Source organism: Streptomyces sp. M92, from assembly GCF_028473745.1.
Lineage (GTDB): Bacteria > Actinomycetota > Actinomycetes > Streptomycetales > Streptomycetaceae > Streptomyces.
This window is the reverse complement of sequence record NZ_CP101137.1, coordinates 3,716,506-3,739,080: the sequence shown is the minus strand read 5'-3', so window position 1 is coordinate 3,739,080 and position 22,575 is coordinate 3,716,506. Positions and strand designations below refer to the sequence as shown.

The window sequence follows — 22,575 nt, the reverse complement described above, 5'->3', positions numbered from 1 at the left end:
GGCAGGGGGCAGGGGGGATACGCCACGTGTTGCTCAGACGTGCAGTGGGTTGGCGATGGTGACGTAGACGGACTGCGTGTCCACCGGCCCGACCAGTTCGTCGAGTCCCCGCAGACGGGTCAGCAGGTTGGCCTTGCAGCGGAGTACGGGCGAGTCGAGGAGCAGCGCGGGCAGCGGGCTGTCCAGCGGGACGGGACCGGAGGCGACGTCTTCGAGGAAGAGGCGGAAGGCCGCCAGCAGCAGCCGCTCGTCGGCGAGTCGCTGGGAGCCGAAGGCGCCGACGAGGCCGAACACGTTGTTGATGGCGAGGTAGTACGCGAAGCGCTCGTCGGTGACCCGGTCGGCGACGAACGTGTCACTCCGCTCACCGATGCCGGGCAGCCGGGCGTCGAGTTCCGCGCGGCGCGACTCGCGGAAGTAGTAGCCCTGGTTGTCGCGGTAGCGGCCGCCGGCGGGCCAGCCGTCCGCGTCCAGCAGGAGCAGCGTGTTCTGCTGGTGCGCCTCCAGGGCGATCCCGGCGTGGGCGTCCAGCCACAGGACAGGCCGCACGACGTGGTGGAGGTACCGCAGGAACCACTCGGCGGCGACCGCCTCGCGGGGACGGCCGGTCCGCCCGGCCAGCCGGGTGACGAGCTCGGCCAGCCGGGAGCACGGCACGCGGGTGGTGGGCCGGTCTCGGCCGTCCGGCCACGGCGCGACGAGACCGGCCACGCAGGAGACGTCGTCCGAGGGCCGGAACGGGTTGTGCCGGACGACGACGTCGAGCCCTCGGACGGGCGTGCCGTCCGGTCCGTCGACGGCGAGCCAGGCCGGGTCACGGAGGATGTCGAAGTACGGGTGGGCGGCCCGCCACTGGCCGGACAGGCCCCTGCGCAGCAGACGGTGCACCTCGACTCCGCGGTGGAGTTCCTTGCGGACGTTCTCCCGGCGTGAGTTGGTGATGTGCAGGGCCAGGGAGAGCTTGAGCATGGCGGGGGCACCGGTGCGGTGGACGGTCCGCAGGGATGACGTGGGGTACCAGGGGACGCCCTGGACACCGAGGTCCCTGAGCAGCCCCGCGTCCAGCAGCGCCTCGGCCTCCGGTCTGTGCCGTACGGCGCGGAACTGCCAGGGGTGCAGGGGCAGCACCGCGTGTCCGTCCGGCGCCGCCGCCCGGTTTCCGAGGAGGCGCGCGGTGAGCCGGGAGGCGGTGACCGGGCGGCCCCCTTCCGTCCACGCGGAGTCGGCCGCGAGGACGGAGGGGGCGACGGCCAGCCAGTGCAGTCGGAAGGCGCCGCGCAGTTCGGGTGAGTACAGTCGCGCTTCCGCCTCGGTGAGGCCTTCCCTGCTCTTCGGGGTGGGGTGCAGCGGGTGCCCGAGGACGAGGGCCTGTTCGGCGGCGAGGAAGAGGTCCGGCTCCGTGGAGGTGCCGGCGGTGTCGCGGGCGCCGGGGGCGTGCGCGTGCGCCGGGCCCTTCGGCCGTTCGCGGAGGATCGCGGCGGTGCGGCGGACGGAGTCCGCGACGCGGGCCACGAGGTCCGTCCCGTCGGCCCCCCGGCCGTCGGACTCCGAACCATCGGTCACCCTGCCGTCGGTCTCACTGCCATCGGTCACCCTGCCGTCGGTCTCACTGCCATCGGTCTCACTGCCATCGGTCTCACTGCCATCGGTCTCATTGCCGTCGGCGCACTCCCGTGCCAGCAGCGCGGCGACGGTGACGGCGTCGACGGGTGGGGCCGGGGCGGGCGCGTCGGCCAGACGCGGGGCGCCGAAGCGGTGCCATCCCGTCGGCGACCAGTAGAGGACGGGAACGGCCAGGGCGGTACCGCTCGACGGCAGCGGTACGGCGAGGTCGCCGTCGTCGGGGGCACGGGCGTCGGTCTCGCGCGCCCAGCAGCGCAGCAGGTTCTCCACGGCCGCGGCCCGCGCCTCGGCGTACGGGCCCTGCCCTCCCGACGGGTCGACGGCGGTCGCGGGCGCGGGAACGACGGCGGTCGTGGGCCCGGGAGCGACGCCGTCAGCCGGCCCGGAGGCGGGCACGGCGCAGGAGGCCGACGCGGCAGCGGCAGTGCTGGACGGCCCGGCGTCCGCGGTGGCCGCCGGTTCCGGTGTGGGGGTGGTGTGCAACGCGGTTCCTCGTGACGTGCTGGGGGTCAGGGCTGCGGGTCGCTACAGCCGGCGCGCGGCGCGCACCCCGCGCGGTGGGGCGTGACCGCCCGAGCCCCGCTGCACCGCCTGAACAGCGTCGGCGAGACGGTCCAGCACCGCCGACATCTGCTCCTCGGTGACGATCAGCGGCGGCAGCAGTCGTACGACGTTCCCGGACGGGCCGGCGAGGTCCACGATCAGCCCCCGGCGCAGGCACTCCCACTGAACGGCGGCTGCGGTACCGGGACGAGCGCCGCGCGGTGCGGCATCGGCCGTGCCGTCCGGTGCCGTCAGCTCGATCCCGATCATCAGACCGAGCCCGCACACGGCGCCGACGCAGGGGAAGTCCTCCGCCAGGCCACGCAGCCGGGCCAGCGTCCGGCCGCCCAGGGCAGCGGCGTGTTCGGCGAGACCGTGCTCGCGGACGTGGGCGAGGGTGGCGGCGCCCGCCGCCATGGCGAGCTGATTGCCGCGGAAGGTGCTCCCCTCCCCCGTGTGCAGGTCGTCGTGATACACCACGGCGGCGAGGGGCAGGCCGCCGCCGATCGCCCTGGAGAGGACCAGGACGTCGGGAACGACACCGCTGTGCCCGACCGCCCAGAAGGTTCCGGTTCGTCCGACACCGGTCTCGGTCTCGTCGACGATCAGCGGAACGGACCGTTCGGCCTTGCCGTGGCGCAGGCGGCGCAGCACGGCGTCCGGCGTGGGGAGCACACCGTCCCGGCACCGGACCGGTTCCAGGAGCATTCCGGCGGGCAGTGCTTCTGCCGGCCCCGGGTCGGTGAGACCGGGCCGGGCCGCGTGGTCCGGGTCCGCGTCCATGAAGTGGATCACCCGCGTTCGGCCGGTGGCGGCACGGACCAGTCCGGCGGCGGTGGCGACCGGGCTCTTCCCGGCCGGATCGCAGAACCGCACGCGCGCGCGATCCGCCAGTGCGGGCGGCAGCGTACGCATCAGCTCGGCGACGAAGGCCTCCTCGACCGGAGTGGTCAGGCCGGCGACCTGCAAGGGAGCGCCGGCGTCGAGGACTTCGCGGATCGCCCGCAGGGCGACCGGGTGGTTGTGCCCCAGCGGCAGAGCGCCCGCACCGGACACACAGTCGAGGTAACGGCGGCCGTCGGCGCCCTCGATGGTGAGCCCCCGGGCCCGGACCGGTACGACCGGAAGGACGCCCGCCCCGGTGCCGGCCACGGCGTCGTCGCGCACCGGACCCCGTCTCGGAGCACACCCGCGCGCGGTCACCCTGCGTACTGCGCTCTTCGCCACGGCTCCGACCTCCCGCTGTCCCCGCGCGTCCGGCTCACCGGCGGCTCTCGGCGGGGGCCGCACCCGGACAGCGGGCCCCCACCGCTACAACCGCGGACGGTCGGCCGGGTTACGGGTGGTCCCGCAACGGCGTGCCAGGTCAGGCCGCTTGTATCCGAACCGTTGCCGTACCGTCGGAACTCCCCCACAGCGACCGCATAGTGTGTGGCCCGTTCTTATGCAGTTCACACCAGGGGGAGTCACCACCATGCGATCCATACGGCCGTCGTTCACCACGCGCGGGCACCAGCGCGGGCGGCGCAGGACCTCCCCCGCACCGGTCGCCGTCGCGCTCGTCTCGGCGCTCGCGCTCACCGCCACCGCGTGTGAGTCCGGCGACCCGGAGGCGGGCGGCGACGCCTCGGCCTCCGCGTCCGCCGCGGACGGGGGCAACGGCGAGATCCGGATCCCGGACCACATCAAGGACAAGCTCAAGGAACACGGCATCGACGTCGACAAGTGGCGGGACGGTGCCTGGAAGGACTGGAGCAAGGACGACTGGCTGCGCGAGGCGCAGGACTTCGTCAACCCGATCATCGAGGACCTGTGGGACCCGGACCGGATGCGGGACGCCGAGGAGCCGGACCAGGAGGTCGACGAGAGCGACCTCACGGGTGACCAGGGCGTCACCGACCCGGAGCCGGCGCCCGTCCAGGCGGCGGCCGTGCCGCCCAAGTACCACGACAGCGCCGCCACGTCCGGCAAGCTGCTCTTCGACTCGCCGAAGGGCTCGATGGTCTGCTCGGCCACCGTCGTCGAGGACCCGGCCAACCCCGGCAAGTCCAACCTGGTGTGGACCGCGGGCCACTGCGTGCACGCCGGCAAGAACGGCGGCTGGTACCGCAACATCGCCTTCGTGCCGTCGTACAACGACACGGGCATGTCGACCGAGGCACTGCAGAACGCCACCAAGGAGGACCTCGCTCCCTACGGCGTCTGGTGGGGCGACTGGGCGCAGACCTCGGACCAGTGGATCGAGCAGGGCGGAGCTACCGGTGGCGACGGGGCCTCGTACGACTTCGCCGTCATCCACGTGACGCCGGAGAAGGGCGGCGACGGCAGGTCGCTGGAGGAGACCGTCGGCGCGGCGCTTCCGGTCGACTTCGACGCGCCCGCCGTGCCGGAGATCGAGGGCATGAAGGCGATCGGCTACCCGGCCGCCCCGCCGTACGACGGTCAGAAGATGTTCCAGTGCGAGGACAAGCCCGGACGGCTGTCGATCAGCGCCTCCGACCCGACGATGTACCGCATCGGCTGCACCATGACCGGCGGTTCCTCCGGCGGCGGCTGGGTCGCGAACGGTTCCGACGGCGAGCCGGCACTGGTGTCCAACACCTCGATCGGCCCGGTGACGGCGGGCTGGCTGGCCGGTCCGCGGCTGGGTGATGAGGCCAAGGACGTGTTCGACGCGGTGAGCGACAAGTTCGCGGGCCAGTGAGCGCGGGCTGAGCGCAGCGCCCGTCAACGACATCTGTACGTTCCACATCCGCACGTTCCAACGGGGGTCGATCCACCATGCGTTCCGTACCCATGCCCGCCGCGCCACACCGGCGGCGTACCGTCCTGGCCGCCACCGGCCTGGTCGCCGCCCTGGCGCTGACCGCCACCGCCTGCGGCGGTTCGGAGAAGGACGAGGCCGACGCGAAGCCCAGCGGCGGTACCTCCCAGGCGGCCGACGCCGGCGACACCGCTGGCGGCGGGGTCCAGCTGCCGGGCGACCTCGCGGACCGGCTCAAGGAGCACGGCATCGACGTCGACCGGTGGAAGGACGGGGACTGGAAGGACTGGGACAAGGACAAGTGGCTCAGTGAGGCCAAGGACTTCGTCAACCCGGTGATCGAGGGCCTGTGGAAGCCGGACCGGATGCGGTCCGCGAAGGAGGCCGACAAGACGGTCACCACCAAGGACACGGCCGCCGACCAGGGCGCCACCGATCCGGAGCCGGCACCCGTCGAGGCCGTGGCCGAGAAGACGCCGTACCACGACAACGCCGCACCGGTCGGCAAGGTCTTCTTCGACTCCCCCGAGGGGTCGATGGTCTGCTCCGGCACCGTCATCAAGGACGTGAACAACCCGGGCAAGTCCAACCTGGTGTGGACCGCGGGCCACTGCGTGCACGCCGGCGGCAGCGGCGGCTGGTACCGGAACATCGCCTTCGTACCGTCGTACAACGACCTCGGCAAGTCCGAGACGGAGCTGGCGGGCGCGACGACCACCGAGATGGCCCCGTACGGCACCTGGTGGGCCGACTGGGCCTCGACTTCCAACCAGTGGATCCAGGGCGGCGCGGAGAACGGCGGTGACGGCGCCGCGCACGACTACTCCGTGCTGCACGTGAAGCCGGAGCAGGGCAGCAAGTCCCTGGAGGAGACGGTCGGCGCGGCGCTGGAGGTGGACTTCTCGGCACCCTCCGCGACCGAGGTCGGCAGCATGGGCGCCTGGGGGTACCCGGCGGCCCCGCCGTACAACGGCCTGAAGATGTTCACGTGCGTCGACCGGCCCGGCCGGTTGTCGCTGAGCCCGTCGCTGCCGACGATGTACCGCATCGGCTGCACCATGACCGGCGGTTCCTCCGGCGGCGGCTGGTTCCGGGTGGTGGACGGCGAGACGAAGCTGGTCTCGAACACGTCGATCGGCCCGCTCGACAACACCTGGCTGGCGGGCCCGCAGCTCGGCCCGGAGGCCGAGGCGATGTACCAGAACATGAGCCGGACGTACGGCGGGCAGTGACCCGCGGCGAGCGGTGATCCACGCATGACGAGGGCCCGTCCCTGCCTGGCAGGGGACGGGCCCTCGGTCGTCGTACGGTGCCGGGCCGTCAGGCGAGCGGCGCGGGAACGTACGGCGTGAGCTCCGCCGCCAGTTCCTCGTGCACCCGCACCTTGAGCAGGGTGCCCTCCGGGGTGTGCTCCTCGGAGATCACCTCGCCCTCGTCGTGGGCGCGGGCGACCAGCTTGCCGTGGGTGTACGGCACGAGCGCCTCGATCTCGACCGACGGGCGCGGCAGATCGTTGTCGATCAGGGCGAGCAGCTCGTCGATGCCCTGGCCCGTGCGTGCCGAGACCGCGATGGACCGCTTCTCGACCCGCAGCAGCCGCTGGAGCACCAGCGGGTCGGCCATGTCGGCCTTGTTGACCACGACGACCTCGGGTACGTCGGTGGCGCCGACGTCCCTGATCACCTCGCGCACGGCGGCCAGCTGCTCCTCCGGAGCCGGGTGCGAACCGTCCACGACGTGGAGAATCAGGTCGGAGTCGCCGACCTCCTCCATGGTGGAGCGGAACGCCTCGACCAGGTGGTGCGGCAGGTGCCGGACGAAGCCGACGGTGTCCGCCAGCGTGTACAGGCGGCCGCTCGGGGTCTCGGCGCGGCGCACGGTCGGGTCGAGGGTGGCGAACAGCGCGTTCTCCACCAGCACTCCCGCGCCCGTGAGGCGGTTGAGCAGCGAGGACTTGCCGGCGTTGGTGTAGCCCGCGATGGCCACGGACGGCACCTTGTGACGCCGGCGCTCCTGGCGCTTGATCTCGCGGCCGGTCTTCATCTCCGCGATCTCACGGCGCATCTTCGCCATCTTCTCGCGGATCCGGCGCCGGTCCGTCTCGATCTTGGTCTCACCGGGACCACGGGTGGCGAGGCCGCCGCCCTTGCCGCCGCCCATCTGCCGGGACAGCGACTGGCCCCAGCCGCGCAGCCTCGGCAGCATGTACTGCATCTGAGCGAGCGCGACCTGCGCCTTGCCCTCCCGGGACTTGGCGTGCTGGGCGAAGATGTCCAGGATCAGGGCCGTGCGGTCGATGACCTTGACCTTGACGACGTCCTCGAGGTGGATCAGCTGGCCCGGGCTCAGCTCACCGTCGCAGATGACGGTGTCCGCGCCCGTTTCGAGGACGACGTCCCGCAGCTCCTCGGCCTTGCCGGAGCCGATGTAGGTGGCGGCGTCGGGCTTGTCGCGGCGCTGGACGACGCCGTCGAGCACCAGCGCACCCGCGGTCTCCGCGAGGGCGGCCAGCTCGGCCAGCGAGTTCTCCGCGTCCTGCACGGTGCCCGAGGTCCAGACGCCGACGAGGACGACCCGCTCCAGGCGGAGCTGGCGGTACTCGACCTCGGTGACGTCCTCGAGCTCGGTGGAGAGGCCCGCCACCCGGCGCAGAGCCGCGCGTTCGGAGCGGTCGAACTGCTCGCCGTCCCACTCCGAGTCGATCTCGTGGCTCCAGGCGACGTCCTCTTCCATCAGGGCATCGGCCCGAAGGCCCTCGGGATAGGTCTGCGCGAGACGCTTGGTGTCCTGGGAAGGGGAAGAAGAGGAGGTCATTGGATCCTTACGTAGCTGGGAAACGAATCGACGAGTCGCGCGGCGGTGCGTCGCTGCGACACTCTTCACAACGCACGGACCGCCGGGGAGATTCCCGCGGCCCGTACCGTGCCGTCCCGAAGATGGTCGCACGGCACGGGCCGTCTCGTCACCGGCTTATTCCCCGGCCCCCGGCTTCCAGTCGGGGTGTCCGGGCATCGGCGGGGTCTTCTCGCCGTACAGCCAGCCGTGGAGGAAGTCGCCCAGGTCACGGCCCGCGGTCTCGGAGGCGAGCCGGACGAAGTCGGCGGTCGTCGCCGTGCCGTCCCGGTGGCGGGTGACCCAGGCCCGTTCCAGGCGCTCGAAGGCGGGGCGGCCGATCTCCTGGCGCAGGGCGTAGAGGACGAGGGCCGCGCCGTCGTAGACGTTGGCGCGGAAGATGCCGGTCTTGCTGCCGGAAGTGGGCGGCTTCGGGGCGGCGGGCGGCCCGCCCTTGGCGCGCCAGCCGTCGGAGGCGCCGTAGGCGGCCTTCATCCGCGCCAGAAGGGGCTTGTCGGCGGTCTCCTCCGCGTAGAGCGCCTCGTACCAGGTGGCGTGGCCCTCGTTGAGCCACAGGTCGGACCAGGTGGCGGGGCCGACGCTGTTGCCGAACCACTGGTGGGCCAGCTCGTGCACCATGATCGACTCGACGTACCACTTCGGGTAGCCCGGCTCGGTGAACAGCTCCCGTTCGAACAGGGAGAGCGTCTGGGTCTCCAGCTCGAAGCCGGTGGTGGCGTCGGCCATGAGCAGCCCGTACGTCTCGAAGGGGTAGCGCCCGACCTTCTCCTCCATCCAGGCGATCTGGCCGGGCGTCTTCTCCAGCCACGGTTCCAGCGCCGCGCGGTGCTCGGTCGGCACGACGTCCCGCACGGGCAGCCCGTGCGGGCCGGTGCGGTGCAGCACCGTGGAGCGGCCGATGGACACCTGCGCCAGCTCGGTGGCCATGGGGTGCGCGGTCCGGTACGTCCAGGTGGTGGTTCCGTCCGTCCGCTCGACGCCCGTCGGCAGGCCGTTCGCGACGGCGGTGAGGCCGTCCGGGGCGGTGACGCGGAAGGTGAAGCCCGCCTTGTCGGAGGGGTGGTCGTTGCAGGGGAACACCAGGTGGGCGACGTCCGCCTGGTTGGCCATGGCGAGCCCGTCCGAGGTGCGCACCCAGCCGCCCTCGCGGTCCTCCGGGTACACGGGGTCGCTGGTGTGCCGCACGGTGATCCGCGTCCACTCGTCCTCGTCGAGCGGGTCCTCGGGGGTGACGACGAGGTCCTCGCCGGCGGTGGCGAAGGCCGCGGGCTCGCCGTCGACCTCGACGGAGTCGACCTTGCCGTGGGCGAAGTCGAGGTTGACCCGGTCGAGGTCGGCCGTCGTCCGGGCGTCGATGACGGTGACGGCCCGCAACGGCTCGCTGTTGCTGCCGGAGTAGGTGAAGGAGAGGTCGTACGCCGCCACGTCGTACCCGGGGTTGCCCAGGTGCGGGTAGAGGCGGTCGCCGACGCCCAGAGGGGTCGGCGGGGCGCTCGCGGCGACCAGGCATACGGAGACGGCCGAGGCGAGCAGCGCGGCGGCCCTGAGCCGACGGCGTGCTCGCGCGCGGGGGCGGGAAGCCGGGGGGTGCGGGGTGTGCGGCATGCCCCACGGCTATCAGCGCGCACCCGTGCCGCGACGCCGACGCGCGCCCGGGGCACCCGAACGGGTGCGGTCCGGCGGGCGGGGCGGGTGTGCCGGCAACGGACGTACGGGGAGGTTCGGTCGGCTGCGGGTCGCACTGGGAAGTGCCGACCGGCCGCGGGCACGGCGCGGGGGGCGCGAGTAGTGCACGAAGGCCGCTGCCCGGTGGACGGGCATCCCTCGGCGGGCCGCACAGGGCGTCTGGCCCTGAGGGCTGGACCCCGGCATTCGCGAACAGGCGATCCTTCGCGCGGCAAGGGCGCGCTCCCGGGCCCCTGGAACGGGAACCTTGCCGCTGGGGCAGGGAGGCAATCACGTCCGGGACGGCGAGGCGATGGCCGACCGCGCGGGTGCGTCACGGTGCCCCGGGCCGGAGAGGGGTCGGCCATGCCCGACGGGGGAGCCCGCCGGTCGGGGCGGGTGCGTCCCGAGCGTCGGCCGGGCGGGGCGGTGCGGCTCAGACCCCCGTGGTCTGCGGCTGCGCCCGGCTCACGTCGTACACCCCGGGCACGTCCCGCATCGCGCGCATGAGGCCGGGCAGCCGTGCCGCGTCGGGCAGCAGGACGGTGTAGGTGTGCCGGACCCGCTGGCGGTCGGGCGGCTCGACGGTCGCGGAGACGATCTCGGCGCCCTCGACGGCCATCGCCTCGGTGAGGTCGGCCAGCAGATGCGGACGGCCGAACGATTCGGCGAGCAGGGTGACCCGGCACTGGGTGCTCTCCCCCCAGCGCACGCCGACCTCCGGTCGCCCCGCGCCCTTCATGCGCGCCACCACGGCGCACTCCGCGCGGTGCACGGTCACCACTCCCCCGCGCACGGCGAAACCGGTGATCTCGTCGGGCGGTACGGGAGTGCAGCAGCCGGCCAGCCGCACGGCCGCCCCCGGCCGGTCGGCGAGGACGTCGGCGGAGGCGGGGCGGGGCGCCGGTCCGTCGGATGCCGGGCGGGCGGCGGGTGCGTCACCGGTCAGGGAGGTGCGGGGCGCGTCCTCCGGCTCGACGGAGGTCTGCTCCGGGCGGGCCGCGAGCCGACGCTGGATGGCGATCCGCGCGGCCGGTGTGCGGGCATGCTCCAGCCACTGACGGGAGGGCTCGGAGGCGGGGTCCTGGCCCATGAGGAGTTGCACGGTGTCGCCGTCCCGCAGCACCGTGCTCATGGTCGCCAGGCGTCCGTTGACCCGCGCGCCCATGGCCGCGTGCGCGTCCTCGCCGTACTGGGCGTAGGCGGCGTCCACGCAGGTCGCGCCGTCGGGCAGGCCGAGGGTGCCGCCGTCGGGGCGGAAGACGGTGATCTCGCGGTCCTGGGCGAGGTCCTCGCGGAGGGTGGACCAGAAGGTGTCGGGGTCGGGGGCGCCGCGCTGCCAGTCGAGCAGCCGGGAGAGCCAGCCGGGCCGGGTCGGGTCGGCGCGCTCCCCGTCGCCCGTGCTCTGGTCCTCCGTCGGCTGGGCGTAGGGGTTGCCGAGGGCGACGACTCCGGCCTCGGCGACCTTGTGCATCTGGTGGGTACGGACGAGGACTTCGACGACCTGGCCGTCCTGCGGGCGGGCGAGGGCGGTGTGCAGCGACTGGTACAGGTTGAACTTGGGTACGGCGATGAAGTCCTTGAACTCCGAGACCACCGGGGTCATGCAGGTGTGCAGTTCACCGAGGACGGCGTAGCAGTCGGCGTCCTCCTGCACGAGCACCAGGAGGCGGCCGAAGTCGGCGCCGCGCAGCGGGTCGCGTTTGCGGGAGACGCGGTGCAGGGAGACGAAGTGGCGGGGCCGGATGAGGACTTCGGCACTGATGTCGGCCTCGCGCAGCACCTTGCGCACGTCCTCGGCGACCTCGGCCAGCGGGTCCTGGGCGCGGGCGGCGTTCGCGGCGACGAGCTCACGCGTGTGCGCGTACTCCTCGGGGTGCATGACCGCGAAGACCAGGTCCTCGAGTTCGGACTTGAGCGCCTGGACACCGAGCCGTTCGGCGAGCGGGATGAGGACGTCGCGGGTGACCTTGGCGATGCGCTCCTGTTTCTCGCGGCGCATGACGCCGAGGGTGCGCATGTTGTGCAGCCGGTCGGCGAGTTTGATCGACATCACGCGGACGTCGTTGCCGGTGGCGAGGAGCATCTTGCGGAAGGTCTCGGGCTCGGCGGCGGCGCCGTAGTCGACCTTCTCCAGCTTGGTGACGCCGTCGACGAGGTAGCGTACCTCGGCGCCGAACTCCTCGCCGACCTGGTCCAGGGTGACGTCGGTGTCCTCGACGGTGTCGTGGAGGAGGGACGCGGTGAGTGTGGTGGTCTCGGCGCCGAGTTCGGCGAGGATCAGGGTGACGGCGAGGGGGTGGGTGATGTACGGCTCGCCGCTCTTGCGCATCTGGCCGCGGTGCGAGGACTCGGCCAGCACGTAGGCGCGGCGCAGCGGGTCGAGGTCGGCGTCGGGGTGGTGGGCGCGGTGGGCCTCGACGACGTGGCCGATGGCGTCGGGGAGCTGCCGGCCGCGGGCGGCGGAGCCGAGCAGCGCGGCGCGGCCCAGGCGGCGCAGGTCGATCCGGGGGCGGGCCTTCCTGCGGGACGCGGACGGAGCGGCGGCGCCGGTGGTCGCGGGCGGCACCGGTCCCGGGCTCGCTGGATTCACGGCCTCCGCGTTCATGGGCACCTCCGGCTGCGTGGACCGGCGGACGGGGCATCCCGGGGCGGACGCGGCTCAAGGGATGGTGTCGTTCCCCCGTCCGGGCCGGTGCTTGATGCTATCGAGCCCATCACGTGCGGCCGACCGCCTCTCGCGGAGCGTGAAACGGATCACCCATTCGAGCGATGGACCGAGGGTTTACGTTTTCGCACTGAGTGTCATGGACCGGGCTGTGGTTCAGACGAGCACCCCCTCGAGCCATTCCGCGTCGAACTCGCCCTCGGCGACGATCACCGCGGGGCCGGTCATCTCGATCTCCCCGTCGGGGTGCTCGGTGATCACCAGGGTGCCGCCCGGCACGTCGACGGTGTACGTCACCGGGGTGCCCGTGACGGCCGGGTCGGCGCCGTCCCGACGGGCGGTGGCGACGGCGACGGCGCAGGCGCCGGTGCCGCAGGAACGGGTCTCCCCGGAGCCGCGCTCGTGCACGCGCATGGCGACGTGGCGCGGGCCGCGGTCGACGACGAACTCGACGTTCACCCCGTCCGGGTAGGCGGTGGCCGGCCGGAACGGCGGCGCGGTGTACAGGTCGCCCGCGTGGTCGAGGTCGGCGACGAAGGCGACCGCGTGCGGGTTGCCCATGTTCACGTTCCGCGCGGGCCAGCTGCGCTCGCCGACGCTCACCTCGACGTCGCCCTCGGGGAGCAGCGCGCGGCCCATGCCGACGGTGACGTCTCCGTTCTTGGCGAGGTGCACGGTCTTCACGCCCCCGCGTGTGGCGACGGCGAGGTCACCCTCGGTGGCGTGTCCGGCGCGCTGGAGGTAGCGGGCGAAGACGCGTACGCCGTTGCCGCACATCTCGGCGACCGAGCCGTCGCCGTTGCGGTAGTCCATGAACCACTCCGCCTCGGCGGCCATGTGCCGGGCCTCGGGGTGCGCCGCGGACCGCACGACGTGCAGCAGGCCGTCTCCGCCGATGCCCGCGCGGCGGTCGCACAGGGCGGCTGCGGCGGCGGGGGGCAGTTCGACGGCGTTCTCCGGGTCCGGGACGATCACGAAGTCGTTCTCGGTGCCGTGACCCTTGAGGAAGGCGATCCGCGTGCTCATTCCTCGATCGTACGGGGTGGGCGGGGCGTGCCGTCGTGTGGCGGGCGCCCGCGCACGCGCCGGTGCCGTGACGGTGGACCCGGGTCAGTGGCGCCGGTGGGCTCGTGTCACCCGCGCAGGCGGGCGACCCGCCACACGGCCAGGGCGACGACGGCGGCCACCGTCAGGACGTAGACGAGGATCATGCGCCAGTCGGCACGGCGTCCCGAGCCGCGCTGCGGCAGCCCCGGCAGGGTGTAGCCGACGCGGCGGGCGGCCATCATGCCCCAGCCGGCCGCGCAGGAGCAGATCAGCAGCCCCAGCATCGCGATCACGGCGCCGCTGTCGCCGAAGTCGAAGGCCAGCGGGAAGGCGAACATCAGGGAGCCGACCGCGGCCAGGCCCACGATGGGCGCGAGCTGCCAGATGCGCAGCCGACGCTGCGGGCGGAGCTCGACCTCGACCTCGTCGCCGTACATCTCGGCGGGCTCGGGGCCGTCCGTCGTCACGCCCTCCGACGCCTCGTCGGGGCCGTCGGGGCTCAGGGCGGTTCCGTCGGGCTCCGGGCCGTCGTGGTCGGCGGCGCCGTGCTCGGTGCTTGGTGCGGTGTCGCGAGGGCCGGCCTCCATCGCCACGCGCCCTCCCAACTAGGACTCACTCGGTCGATCGAAGCTCGATGATGGCACGCCGCCGAAGGCCCGGATGACGGCCGGGGCTTCCCGATGCCATCACGTGATCAGGCTGTAACCGGTCGTTCGACCAACGACAGCGCGAGCTGCGGAAGTTCCGTGCGGTCCGCCACAGCCCCACTCAACCAGTGCACCCGCGGATCGCGCCTGAACCATGAATCCTGACGGCGCGCGAAGCGTTTGGTGGCACGCACGGTCTCGGTCCGCGCCTCGTCCATGGTGCACTCGCCGGCGAGCGCCGCGAGCACCTGCTGGTAGCCGAGCGCGCGCGATGCCGTACGCCCCTCGCGCAGCCCACGCGCCTCCAGGGAGCGCACCTCGTCCACCAGACCTTCCTCCCACATCCGGTCGACGCGGCGGGCGATGCGCTCGTCCAGCTCGGGGCGGGCCACGTCCACGCCGATCTGGACCGTGTCGTAGACGGAGTCGTGGCCGGGGAGGTTGGCGGTGAAGGGCCTGCCGGTGATCTCGATCACCTCGAGGGCGCGCACGATGCGGCGTCCGTTGCTGGGCAGGATGGCCCGGCCCGCCTCGGGGTCGGCCGCGGCCAGCCGGGCGTGCAGCGCCCCGGGGCCGTGCAGGGCGAGCTCCTCCTCCAGCCGGGCCCTGACCTCGGGGTCGGTGCCGGGGAACTCCAGGTTGTCGACGGCTCCGCGGACGTAGAGGCCGGAGCCGCCGACGAGGACCGGCCAGCGTCCCTCGGCGAGCAGCGCGTCGATCCGCTCGCGGGCCAGCCGCTGGTACTCGGCGACGGAGGCCGTGACCGTCACGTCCCAGATGTCGAGCAGATGGTGCGGGACGCCGCCGCGTTCCCCGGGCGTCAGCTTCGCGGTGCCGATGTCCATCCCGCGGTAGAGCTGCATGGAGTCGGCGTTGACGACCTCGCCGCCGAGCCGCTGGGCCAGGAATACGCCCAGATCGGACTTTCCGGCCGCGGTGGGACCGACGACGGCGATGACGCGGGGGGCGGGGGGTGCGCTGCTCACCGCACCAGTGTCCCAAACCTCTCGCCCGGCCCTCGAACGAGTTACGTGACGGCGCGGGGCGGGAGTCGTTGCCCGTTGCGAAGTCCCCGCTCCCCGGGCCACCGGGGCCACGGCCCCGGCCACGCAAACGGACGCACCGGATGCCGCGGGATTTCGCCCGCACGAGTAACGTATGGAGTTGATATGGGCGTTTTTGCACGGCTTCTTCGGAGGTCGAAGACCACTGAGGAGGCGTCGGCCGAGGAGGCGCGGACCGGCACCCCGGACACCGAGCACGCGGCTGAGGAGACGGCACAGGCCGTGGAGACGGCCGACTCCGGCCCCCGGGACACGTCGGAGTCCGCGGAGGCCGACGAGGCCGCCGGTGCAACCGACGCGGAAGGCGTCGGCATCCCCAAGCAGCAGTCCGCCGGGGAGGCCGTCGACAACGAGGCCGACAACGGCGCCCGCACCTGACCGCCCCGTGAGGGAAGGCGAACCATGGGTCTGATGGACAACTTGAAGGCCAGGCTGGGACCGGCGAAGGGCAAGGTCTCCGACCTCGCGCAGCAGCACGGGGACAAGATCGATCGCGGTCTCGACAAGGTGGCGAGGACCGTCGACGAGAGGACCAAGGGCAAGTACAGCGACCGGATCCAGACGGGCACCGGCAAGGCCAAGGGTGCCATGGACCGCCTCGCCCACAAGGACGACGACGGCACGCCCGGAGGCGGAGGCACGCCGGGCACCACCCCGGGCGACCCCCCGCCCGCCGGGCCGCCGCCGGCTTCCTGAGGGTCACGCGTCCGGCGCGGACGGTCGCACGCGCGTCGGCGGACGGTCACGAGCCACCCCGGCTCCGGACCGTCCGCCGACGCGCGTGTGACCGGGTGGTGGGCAGCGTTGGCGACCGGGTGGCGGCGGCCGCTGCGGCCGGACGGTGACGGGGGCATCCCGGCCGGACGGTGACCGGGGCCCCACGGTCGGCCGCGGCCGGTGACCGGGGTCCCGGCCAGACAGTGACCGCGACCCTCACCACCAGACAGTGACCGCGACCCTCACCGCCAGACTGTGGCCGCGACCCTTACCGCCAGACTGTGGCCGCGACCCTTACCGCCAGACTGTGGCCGCGACCCTTACCGCCAGACTGTGGCCGCGACCCTTACCGCCGGACGGTGACCGCGACTGCGTCCCGGCGGTCGCCGCCGCTACGACCAGGTCGCCGCCACGTACCCAACCCCGTACGGCGCGTCCTCGTACAGCAGCGCGCCGGCGAGGCCGGCGTCGCCGACCGCGCCCGCCAGTACCTGCCACGGTGCCCTGCCGGAAGCCTGCAGCTCGCGTGCCAGCGTGACGTCGAGGGCCGCCAGGGCGGCGGGGTCCGCCGCCGCCAGCGCCCGCGCGACCTCCGCGTCGAAGGGCGCCGCCCGTTCGTCGAGGTAACCGGGGGCCTTGAGGGTGCGGCACGCGCTGGCGTCGCCCAGCACCAGCAGCGCGAGCCGTCCGGGCCGGGCGGCGAGGTCCCGTCCGAGGGCGGCACAGCGCTCGGCGGGCAGTTCCTCGCCGACGCCGACCCCCTCGACGGGGCCGTCGGCCCATCCGACGCGCCCGAGGAGCCAGGCGCCCACGGCCAGCCCGTACGGCAGCTCGCGTCCGGTCTCCTCCGTGCCGAGGCCGCGCACCGTGCCCAGGCGGACGTCCACGTCCACCCCGAAGCCCCGGAAGGTCCCCGGCGTGCCCTGCGGATAGATCTCGGGCCCCGCGTCGCCGGCGGGCCCGACGACCACCAGCCGGTCGGGCCGCGCGGCGGCGAGCACGCCCAACGCGTCCGTGCACGCGGCACGCGCGGCATCCAGCTCGGGTGCGGCGCCCGCGGCGACCTCCGGCACGAGGAGCGGCGGGCAGGGACAGACGGCGGCTGCGACAAGCATGATCGGCAGCGTATCCCCCGGACCGCCCGCCGCCACCGCACGCCCTGCGGTCAGTCAGTCGCAGCCGCAGCCACTCGCCACGGCGGGCTGGGGCTCGGGGACGCCGATCTTCGGCAGGCCCAGCATCACTCCCGCGGGCTTGGCCTGCTCGGCCGCGTTGCGCTTCTCCCAGGCGTCGCCCGCGCGGGTGCGGCGCACGTCGAGCACCGCGCCCTCGGCGAGGAGGTGGTGCGGGGCGGCGTAGGTGACCTCGACGGTCACCACGTCGCCGGGGCGGACCTGCTGGTCGGGCTTGGTGAAGTGCACCAGGCGGTTGTCCGGGGCGCGGCCGGAGAGGCGGTGGGTGGTGCCGTCCTTGCGGCCCTCGCCCTCGGCGACCATCAGCTCCAGGGTGCGGCCGACCTGCTTCTTGTTCTCCTCCCAGGAGATCTCCTCCTGGAGGGCGACCAGACGCTCGTAGCGCTCCTGGACGACCGCCTTGGGGATCTGGCCGTCCATCTCGGCGGCCGGGGTACCGGGCCGCTTGGAGTACTGGAAGGTGAAGGCCTGGGCGAACCGGGCCTCGCGCACCACGTGCAGGGTCTGCTCGAAGTCCTCCTCGGTCTCGCCGGGGAAGCCCACGATGATGTCGGTGGTGATCGCCGCGTGCGGGATGGCGGCCCGCACCTTCTCGATGATGCCGAGGTAGCGCTCCTGCCGGTAGGAGCGGCGCATCGCCTTCAGTACCGGGTCGGACCCGGACTGGAGCGGCATGTGGAGCTGCGGCATGGCGTTCGGCGTCTCGGCCATGGCGGCGATGACGTCGTCGGTGAAGTCGCGCGGGTGCGGGGAGGTGAAGCGCACGCGCTCCAGGCCGTCGATCTTCCCGCAGGCCCGCAGCAGCTTGCTGAAGGCCTCGCGGTCGCCGATGTCGGAGCCGTAGGCGTTGACGTTCTGCCCGAGGAGGGTGATCTCGGAGACGCCCTCCGCGACCAGGGCCTCGACCTCGGCGAGGATGTCGCCGGGGCGGCGGTCCTTCTCCTTGCCGCGCAGTGCCGGGACGATGCAGAAGGTGCACGTGTTGTTGCAGCCGACGGAGATGGAGACCCAGGCCGCGTACGCGCTCTCGCGACGGGTGGGCAGCGTGGACGGGAACGCCTCCAGGGACTCGGCGATCTCCACCTGCGCCTCTTCCTGGACGCGGGCGCGCTCCAGGAGCACCGGCAGCTTGCCGATGTTGTGCGTTCCGAAGACGACGTCCACCCAGGGCGCCCGCTTGACGATGGTGTCGCGGTCCTTCTGCGCCAGGCAGCCCCCGACCGCGATCTGCATCCCCGGACGGCTCGCTTTCTTCGGGGCGAGGTGGCCGAGGTTGCCGTACAGCTTGTTGTCGGCGTTCTCCCGGACGGCGCAGGTGTTGAAGACGACGACGTCCGCGTCGCCGTCGGCGCTCTCGGGGGCGCGGACGTAGCCCGCGTCCTCCAGCAGACCGGACAATCGCTCGGAGTCGTGGACGTTCATCTGGCACCCGTAGGTGCGTACTTCATAGGTGCGTGGGCCGCCCACTGACTGGCTCCGGTCGATGCTGCTCATGGCAATAAGGGTAGGCGGTCGGCGGCGGTGTCCCGGGCCGCCTGTGGACAACCGGGGTCACGGCAGGTCACGGCGGGTCGTGCAGGTCAGGGTTCGATGAGGCCGGCGCGGATCGCGTACCGGGTGAGCTCCAGTCGGTCGCGGACGCCGAGCTTCTGGAGGAGGTTCGCGCGGTGGCGCTCCACGGTCTTGGCGCTGATGAACAGCAGCTCGCCGATCTCCTTGGAGGTGTGGCCCTCGGCGACCAGCTTGAGGATCTCCTCCTCGCGTTCGGTGATGGGCCGGTCGGGCAGGCCGCCACCGCCGTGCAGGCGGTCCAGGTACGAGCGGACCAGGGCACGCTCGGCACCCGGGTAGATGAACGGCTCGTCGCGTACGGCCGCCCGGCACGCCTCGACCAGGTCGCGGTCGGCGACGGACTTGAGCACGTACCCGCAGGCACCGGCCTTGAGCGCCTCGAAGAAGTACTGCTCGTTGTCGTACATGGTCAGGATCAGGATGCGCAGTCCGGGCAGGCGGCGGGAGAGCTCTCGCGCCGCCTGGAGGCCCGTCATGCGGGGCATGGCGACGTCCAGGACGGCGAGGTCGACCTCGGTGGTCCGGGCCGCCGCGACCGCCTCGGCCCCGTCCCCGGCCTCGGCGACGACCGTGAGGTCCGGTTCACCGTCCAGAATGAGCCGGACTCCCCGGCGTACGAGGGTGTGGTCGTCGGCGAGCAGGACGCGGATCGGTGGCCGTGCGGACGTCAAGGGCGGTCTCCGGGGCGGTCTGTATGTCGGCGTGCGGGTCGGGCTGTGAAGGGGGCTGCGTCTTCGTCTGCATGCCGGTAGGCGGGTCGGTCCCTCGGTCGGTCTTCCTGCCGGGCCCGGTCGTCACGTCGGCTGCCGAGCGGGGCCGGGACGCGCAGCCGTACGTCGGTGCCGCCGCCAGGAGCCGGTTCCAGGTGGATCTCCGCCCCCACCAGCAGCGCCCGTTCTCGCATGCCGCGGATGCCGGCGCCCTCGGCAGCGGGCCCCAGACCGGTGCCGTTGTCGCGGACGAGCAGTTCGACGCCGTCGGGCAGCGGGCGAAGGCAGAGCTCCGCGCGGTCGGCGGCGGAGTGGCGGGCGGTGTTGGTCAGACCCTCCTGGGCGACCCGGTAGACGACGAGTTCCGCCTCCGGGGCGAGCGGGGGCAGGTCTTTGGGGACGTGGTGGTGGACGGTGAGACCGTGGTGCGTGAACTCGGCGGCGAGTGAACGCAGCGCGCTGGCGAGACCGAGTTCCTCCAGGACGCCGGGGCGCAGCCGGCGGGCGATGCGGCGGATCTCGTCCAGACCGGCCCGAGTGGCCTCCTGGGCCAGGGACACCTCCTCGCGCAGCTCCCCGGGCACCCGGTCGGCGACGCGCTTGAGCTGGAGCAGTACGGCGGTGAGGGTCTGGCCGACCTCGTCGTGGAGCTCGCGGGCGATGCGGTGGCGTTCGCGTTCCTGGGCGTGCAGCGCCCGGCCGGCGCCCGCGGCGCGCTCGGCCCGGAGCCGGTCGAGCATCGTGTTGTACGTCTCGATCAGCTCCGCCGCCTCGGCCGGCCCGGAGACCGCCGGGCGGGTGCCGGGCACCAGCAGGTCGGCGGTGGTCATCGCGCGGCCCAGCCGTTGCAGCGGGGTGAGTCCTATGCGCAGGACGAACGCGTTCCCGGCGAGCAGCGCCACGAGGCCGGCGAGCAGGATCAGTGCTTCGTGCCGCAGTACGGGGGTCGAGACGGTGACCGGGCCGAGCAGCAGTGCGGTGGCGACGACCAGGCCCGCGGCGTTGAGCGAGAAGATCCGCCAGAAAAGCGACACGGTCCTCTTCCCGCTCCTCCCGGCCTTCGCGCACGACACTGCCTCGGCCAGCTTCGCCGACCGTGTGCGGCTGCGTATATCCGTCACGACACCCATATCGCCACCGTATGTGCGGATGACAGCATGGCGGGGCCGTGAACACGTCACGCACGTGTGCGAAGTGCGGCAAGGGAAGCAAGACGAATGAGGGGAAAGCTCGTGTCAGCTCCACGCCTGAGGGCGACGCCGCTGCCGGGTATCGGGGTCCAGTACGACCTGGTGACCCGCGAACACCGCCATCTATCGGTGGTGGCACACCGCGACGGCACCCGGACGGTGAACATGTACCGGGCCGACGACCCCGATTCCTGCGCGCACTCGCTTCGGCTGGCCGGCCCGGAGGCGGGCGCGCTGATCGACGCGCTCAAGCCCTCCCACCACAGCGCGAATCTGCTCTACACCACCGACCTGGGGCTGGTCGCCGAGCGGATCGAGGTGGCCGCGACGTCCCGCTGGAACGGCCGGCTGCTGGGCGAGACCTGCATGCGCACCGAGACGGGTGCCTCGATCGTCGCCGTGCTGCGCCGGGCCGAGGCGGTTCCGTCGCCGGCGCCGGACTTCCGGCTGGTGGGTGGTGACACGTTGATCGTCATCGGCACCCGTGAGGGTGTCGACGCCGCCGCGGCGATACTCGGGCAGGAGTGAGCCGGTGCACTCCGCGGTTCTGCTGATCGAGTTCGGTTCCATCATTCTGGGGCTCGGGCTGCTGGGCCGGTTCGCCGGCCGCTACCGCCTCTCCCCCATCCCGCTGTACCTGCTGGCCGGCCTGGCGTTCGGCGAGGGCGGGCTGCTGCCGCTGGGCGCGAGCGAGGAGTTCGTGGCCATCGGCGCCGAGATCGGCGTCATCCTCCTGCTGCTGATGCTCGGCCTCGAGTACACGGCCGGCGACCTGGTCACCAACCTGAAGTCCCACTATCCGGCCGGTCTCGTGGACTGCGCGTTCAACGCGGTGCCGGGTGCGGTGGCCGCGCTGCTGCTGGGCTGGGGTCCGGTGGCCGCCGTGGTCCTGGCGGGCGTGACCTGGATCTCGTCGTCCGGTGTCATCGCCAAGGTGCTCGGCGACCTCGGCCGGGTCGGCAACCGCGAGACGCCGGTGATCCTTAGCGTGCTGGTCCTGGAGGACCTGGCGATGGCGGTGTACCTGCCGATCGTCACGGCTCTGGTGGCCGGTGCCGGTCTGATGACCGGGAGCATCACGCTGGCGGTCGCGCTGGCGGCGGCCGGCGCGGTGCTGTTCGTGGCGGTGCGTTACGGCCGTCTGATCTCGCGGTTCGTCTCGAGCGACGACCCGGAGAAGCTGCTCCTGGTGGTGCTGGGCCTGACGATCCTGGTCGCCGGTGTCGCGCAGCAGCTCCAGGTGTCGGCGGCGGTGGGCGCCTTCCTGGTGGGCATCGCGCTGTCCGGGGAGGTCGCCGAGGGCGCGCACACGCTGCTGAGCCCGCTGCGGGACCTGTTCGCCGCGGTCTTCTTCGTCTTCTTCGGGCTGCACACCGACCCGGCGAGCATTCCGCCGGTACTGCTGCCCGCGCTGGCACTGGCCCTGCTCACCGCGGTGACCAAGATCGCGACCGGTTACTGGGCTGCGCGGCGGGCGGGGATCTCCGTGAAGGGCCGCTGGCGGGCCGGCGGGGCGTTGGTGGCGCGCGGCGAGTTCTCGATCGTCATCGCCGGCCTCGCGGTCTCGGCCGGCATCGAACCGTCCCTGGGCCCGCTGGCCACGGCGTACGTGCTCATCCTGGTCGTCCTCGGCCCGCTCACCGCCCGTTTCACCGAACCGCTGGCGATGCGCCTGTTCCGCCGCCGCGACAATCCCGACCGTCCCGCCGGGTCCGCCGGGCTGCCCGGCGAGACCGACGGGACGCCTCGCCCGACGGGGGCGGAGGCGTCGGTGGGCGACTGACGCGGCGGCCGCCGACTGGCGGCGCACGACCCGACGTGGCCCCGGTACCGGTACGCAGGTGCCGGGGTCGTGTTTCTGCACCATTCCGGTCTCTGCACCACTCCGGTTTCAGGCCTCCGGCGTCCGTGGCACCCACCCCTGCGCGCGCAGGACGCCGGAGACGTCCGGTGCCTCGTAGTGGTCGCCCTTGAGGACCTTGCCGTCGGCTCTGCGGCTGATGCGGCCGTCGGGGCCCACCTTGGTCATGTTGGAGCGGTGGATCTCGGCGATCACCTCGTCGAGGTCGATGCCGTGGACGAGGGCCGTGCCGTAGGCGACGTAGACCACGTCGGCCAGCTCGTGCGCGAGCCGGTCCAGCGGCCCTGACACCGACACCTCGGCGACCTCGGCGGCCTCCTCGGCCAGCAGCTCACCTCTGTGCGCGGCCAGCTCGGGCGGCACCTCGGCCGGGACACCGCGGACGTCGAGCCCGAAGGCGTGGTGGAAGGCGCGGACCAGGTCGGCGGGCGAAGAGCTCATGCCACCGACTGTAGCGA

At 72.9% G+C, this 22,575-nt stretch carries 19 protein-coding genes; 6 read left to right on the top strand and 13 right to left on the bottom strand.

Translation table 11 applies throughout. From position 1 onward, the window contains the following. Positions 1 to 33: 33 nt before the first annotated feature. Complete coding sequence (locus tag M6G08_RS16965; RefSeq protein WP_272587994.1) at positions 34 to 2,106, bottom strand: IucA/IucC family protein; 2,073 nt, start codon at positions 2,104 to 2,106, stop codon at positions 34 to 36. Between the two features lie 42 nt (positions 2,107 to 2,148). Then, positions 2,149 to 3,333 (bottom strand): aminotransferase class III-fold pyridoxal phosphate-dependent enzyme, encoded by a 1,185-nt coding sequence (locus M6G08_RS16960; RefSeq protein ID WP_272587993.1) that lies wholly within the window; start codon positions 3,331 to 3,333, stop codon positions 2,149 to 2,151. Positions 3,334 to 3,640: 307 nt separating this feature from the next. On the opposite strand from M6G08_RS16960, the gene M6G08_RS16955 reads away from it, so the two are divergent. Both M6G08_RS16955 and M6G08_RS16950 read left to right on the top strand, forming a co-directional pair. Further along, positions 3,641 to 4,870, top strand: coding sequence for a trypsin-like serine peptidase (locus M6G08_RS16955; RefSeq protein WP_272587992.1), 1,230 nt, complete (start codon positions 3,641 to 3,643; stop codon positions 4,868 to 4,870). 77 nt (positions 4,871 to 4,947) lie between these two features. Next, positions 4,948 to 6,162, top strand: coding sequence for a trypsin-like serine peptidase (locus tag M6G08_RS16950; RefSeq protein WP_272587991.1), 1,215 nt, complete (start codon positions 4,948 to 4,950; stop codon positions 6,160 to 6,162). 88 nt (positions 6,163 to 6,250) lie between these two features. Here the strand turns inward: M6G08_RS16950 and hflX are convergent, their stop codons facing one another. From hflX to miaA, 6 genes are all read right to left on the bottom strand, one after another. After that, positions 6,251 to 7,744: a GTPase HflX gene (gene hflX / locus M6G08_RS16945; RefSeq protein WP_272587990.1), complete on the bottom strand. Its 1,494-nt coding sequence runs from the start codon at positions 7,742 to 7,744 to the stop codon at positions 6,251 to 6,253. Positions 7,745 to 7,900: 156 nt separating this feature from the next. Then, positions 7,901 to 9,388: a M1 family metallopeptidase gene (locus tag M6G08_RS16940; protein ID WP_272587989.1), complete on the bottom strand. Its 1,488-nt coding sequence runs from the start codon at positions 9,386 to 9,388 to the stop codon at positions 7,901 to 7,903. A 496-nt stretch (positions 9,389 to 9,884) separates the two neighbouring features. Then, positions 9,885 to 12,056, bottom strand: a complete 2,172-nt coding sequence (locus tag M6G08_RS16935) for a RelA/SpoT family protein (protein ID WP_272587988.1) — start codon at positions 12,054 to 12,056, stop codon at positions 9,885 to 9,887. 216 nt (positions 12,057 to 12,272) lie between these two features. After that, positions 12,273 to 13,142 carry a diaminopimelate epimerase gene (gene dapF / locus M6G08_RS16930; RefSeq protein WP_272587987.1) on the bottom strand — a complete coding sequence of 290 codons (870 nt, stop codon included), beginning with the start codon at positions 13,140 to 13,142 and terminating at the stop codon, positions 12,273 to 12,275. Positions 13,143 to 13,249: 107 nt separating this feature from the next. Continuing rightward, positions 13,250 to 13,750 carry a hypothetical protein gene (locus M6G08_RS16925; protein WP_272587986.1) on the bottom strand — a complete coding sequence of 167 codons (501 nt, stop codon included), beginning with the start codon at positions 13,748 to 13,750 and terminating at the stop codon, positions 13,250 to 13,252. 107 nt (positions 13,751 to 13,857) lie between these two features. Beyond that, on the bottom strand, positions 13,858 to 14,796 hold the full coding sequence (gene miaA, locus M6G08_RS16920; RefSeq protein ID WP_272587985.1) for a tRNA (adenosine(37)-N6)-dimethylallyltransferase MiaA: 939 nt from the start codon (positions 14,794 to 14,796) through the stop codon (positions 13,858 to 13,860). Positions 14,797 to 14,979: 183 nt separating this feature from the next. Between miaA and M6G08_RS16915 the strand changes: the two genes are divergently transcribed. Both M6G08_RS16915 and M6G08_RS16910 read left to right on the top strand, forming a co-directional pair. Further along, positions 14,980 to 15,252 (top strand): hypothetical protein, encoded by a 273-nt coding sequence (locus M6G08_RS16915; protein WP_272587984.1) that lies wholly within the window; start codon positions 14,980 to 14,982, stop codon positions 15,250 to 15,252. 24 nt (positions 15,253 to 15,276) lie between these two features. Continuing rightward, the gene (locus M6G08_RS16910; protein WP_272587983.1) at positions 15,277 to 15,570 is read left to right on the top strand and encodes an antitoxin; all 294 of its coding nucleotides are present in this window, start codon (positions 15,277 to 15,279) and stop codon (positions 15,568 to 15,570) included. A gap of 413 nt (positions 15,571 to 15,983) precedes the next feature. Here the strand turns inward: M6G08_RS16910 and M6G08_RS16905 are convergent, their stop codons facing one another. The 4 genes from M6G08_RS16905 to M6G08_RS16890 form a co-directional block, all read right to left on the bottom strand. Next, the gene (locus M6G08_RS16905) at positions 15,984 to 16,706 is read right to left on the bottom strand and encodes a class III extradiol dioxygenase subunit B-like domain-containing protein (RefSeq protein WP_272587982.1); all 723 of its coding nucleotides are present in this window, start codon (positions 16,704 to 16,706) and stop codon (positions 15,984 to 15,986) included. Between the two features lie 54 nt (positions 16,707 to 16,760). Next, positions 16,761 to 18,278 carry a tRNA (N6-isopentenyl adenosine(37)-C2)-methylthiotransferase MiaB gene (gene miaB / locus M6G08_RS16900; protein ID WP_272587981.1) on the bottom strand — a complete coding sequence of 506 codons (1,518 nt, stop codon included), beginning with the start codon at positions 18,276 to 18,278 and terminating at the stop codon, positions 16,761 to 16,763. A gap of 86 nt (positions 18,279 to 18,364) precedes the next feature. Continuing rightward, on the bottom strand, positions 18,365 to 19,027 hold the full coding sequence (locus tag M6G08_RS16895; protein ID WP_073731733.1) for a response regulator: 663 nt from the start codon (positions 19,025 to 19,027) through the stop codon (positions 18,365 to 18,367). Next, positions 19,024 to 20,100: a HAMP domain-containing sensor histidine kinase gene (locus M6G08_RS16890; RefSeq protein WP_272587980.1), complete on the bottom strand. Its 1,077-nt coding sequence runs from the start codon at positions 20,098 to 20,100 to the stop codon at positions 19,024 to 19,026. The genes M6G08_RS16895 and M6G08_RS16890 overlap by 4 nt, the downstream gene beginning before the upstream one ends. Positions 20,101 to 20,298: 198 nt before the next feature. Between M6G08_RS16890 and M6G08_RS16885 the strand changes: the two genes are divergently transcribed. Continuing rightward, positions 20,299 to 20,784: a cation:proton antiporter regulatory subunit gene (locus M6G08_RS16885; protein WP_272587979.1), complete on the top strand. Its 486-nt coding sequence runs from the start codon at positions 20,299 to 20,301 to the stop codon at positions 20,782 to 20,784. A gap of 4 nt (positions 20,785 to 20,788) precedes the next feature. Next, positions 20,789 to 22,039, top strand: coding sequence for a cation:proton antiporter (locus M6G08_RS16880; protein WP_272587978.1), 1,251 nt, complete (start codon positions 20,789 to 20,791; stop codon positions 22,037 to 22,039). A 108-nt stretch (positions 22,040 to 22,147) separates the two neighbouring features. Here M6G08_RS16880 and M6G08_RS16875 read toward each other — a convergent pair whose 3' ends face one another. Then, positions 22,148 to 22,558: a pyrophosphohydrolase domain-containing protein gene (locus M6G08_RS16875; protein ID WP_272587977.1), complete on the bottom strand. Its 411-nt coding sequence runs from the start codon at positions 22,556 to 22,558 to the stop codon at positions 22,148 to 22,150. Positions 22,559 to 22,575 lie beyond the last annotated feature (17 nt).

What these genes read in the sequence shown, in the direction of transcription:
- M6G08_RS16955 (WP_272587992.1), top strand. Translation starts at nt 3,641, where the DNA reads ATGCGATCCATACGGCCGTCGTTCACCACGCGCGGGCACCAGCGCGGG.
- M6G08_RS16950 (WP_272587991.1), top strand. Translation starts at nt 4,948, where the DNA reads ATGCGTTCCGTACCCATGCCCGCCGCGCCACACCGGCGGCGTACCGTC.
- hflX (WP_272587990.1), bottom strand. Translation starts at nt 7,744, where the DNA reads ATGACCTCCTCTTCTTCCCCTTCCCAGGACACCAAGCGTCTCGCGCAG.
- M6G08_RS16940 (WP_272587989.1), bottom strand. Translation starts at nt 9,388, where the DNA reads ATGCCGCACACCCCGCACCCCCCGGCTTCCCGCCCCCGCGCGCGAGCA.
- M6G08_RS16935 (WP_272587988.1), bottom strand. Translation starts at nt 12,056, where the DNA reads ATGAACGCGGAGGCCGTGAATCCAGCGAGCCCGGGACCGGTGCCGCCC.
- dapF (WP_272587987.1), bottom strand. Translation starts at nt 13,142, where the DNA reads ATGAGCACGCGGATCGCCTTCCTCAAGGGTCACGGCACCGAGAACGAC.
- M6G08_RS16925 (WP_272587986.1), bottom strand. Translation starts at nt 13,750, where the DNA reads ATGGAGGCCGGCCCTCGCGACACCGCACCAAGCACCGAGCACGGCGCC.
- M6G08_RS16915 (WP_272587984.1), top strand. Translation starts at nt 14,980, where the DNA reads ATGGGCGTTTTTGCACGGCTTCTTCGGAGGTCGAAGACCACTGAGGAG.
- M6G08_RS16910 (WP_272587983.1), top strand. Translation starts at nt 15,277, where the DNA reads ATGGGTCTGATGGACAACTTGAAGGCCAGGCTGGGACCGGCGAAGGGC.
- M6G08_RS16905 (WP_272587982.1), bottom strand. Translation starts at nt 16,706, where the DNA reads ATGCTTGTCGCAGCCGCCGTCTGTCCCTGCCCGCCGCTCCTCGTGCCG.
- miaB (WP_272587981.1), bottom strand. Translation starts at nt 18,278, where the DNA reads ATGAGCAGCATCGACCGGAGCCAGTCAGTGGGCGGCCCACGCACCTAT.
- M6G08_RS16875 (WP_272587977.1), bottom strand. Translation starts at nt 22,558, where the DNA reads ATGAGCTCTTCGCCCGCCGACCTGGTCCGCGCCTTCCACCACGCCTTC.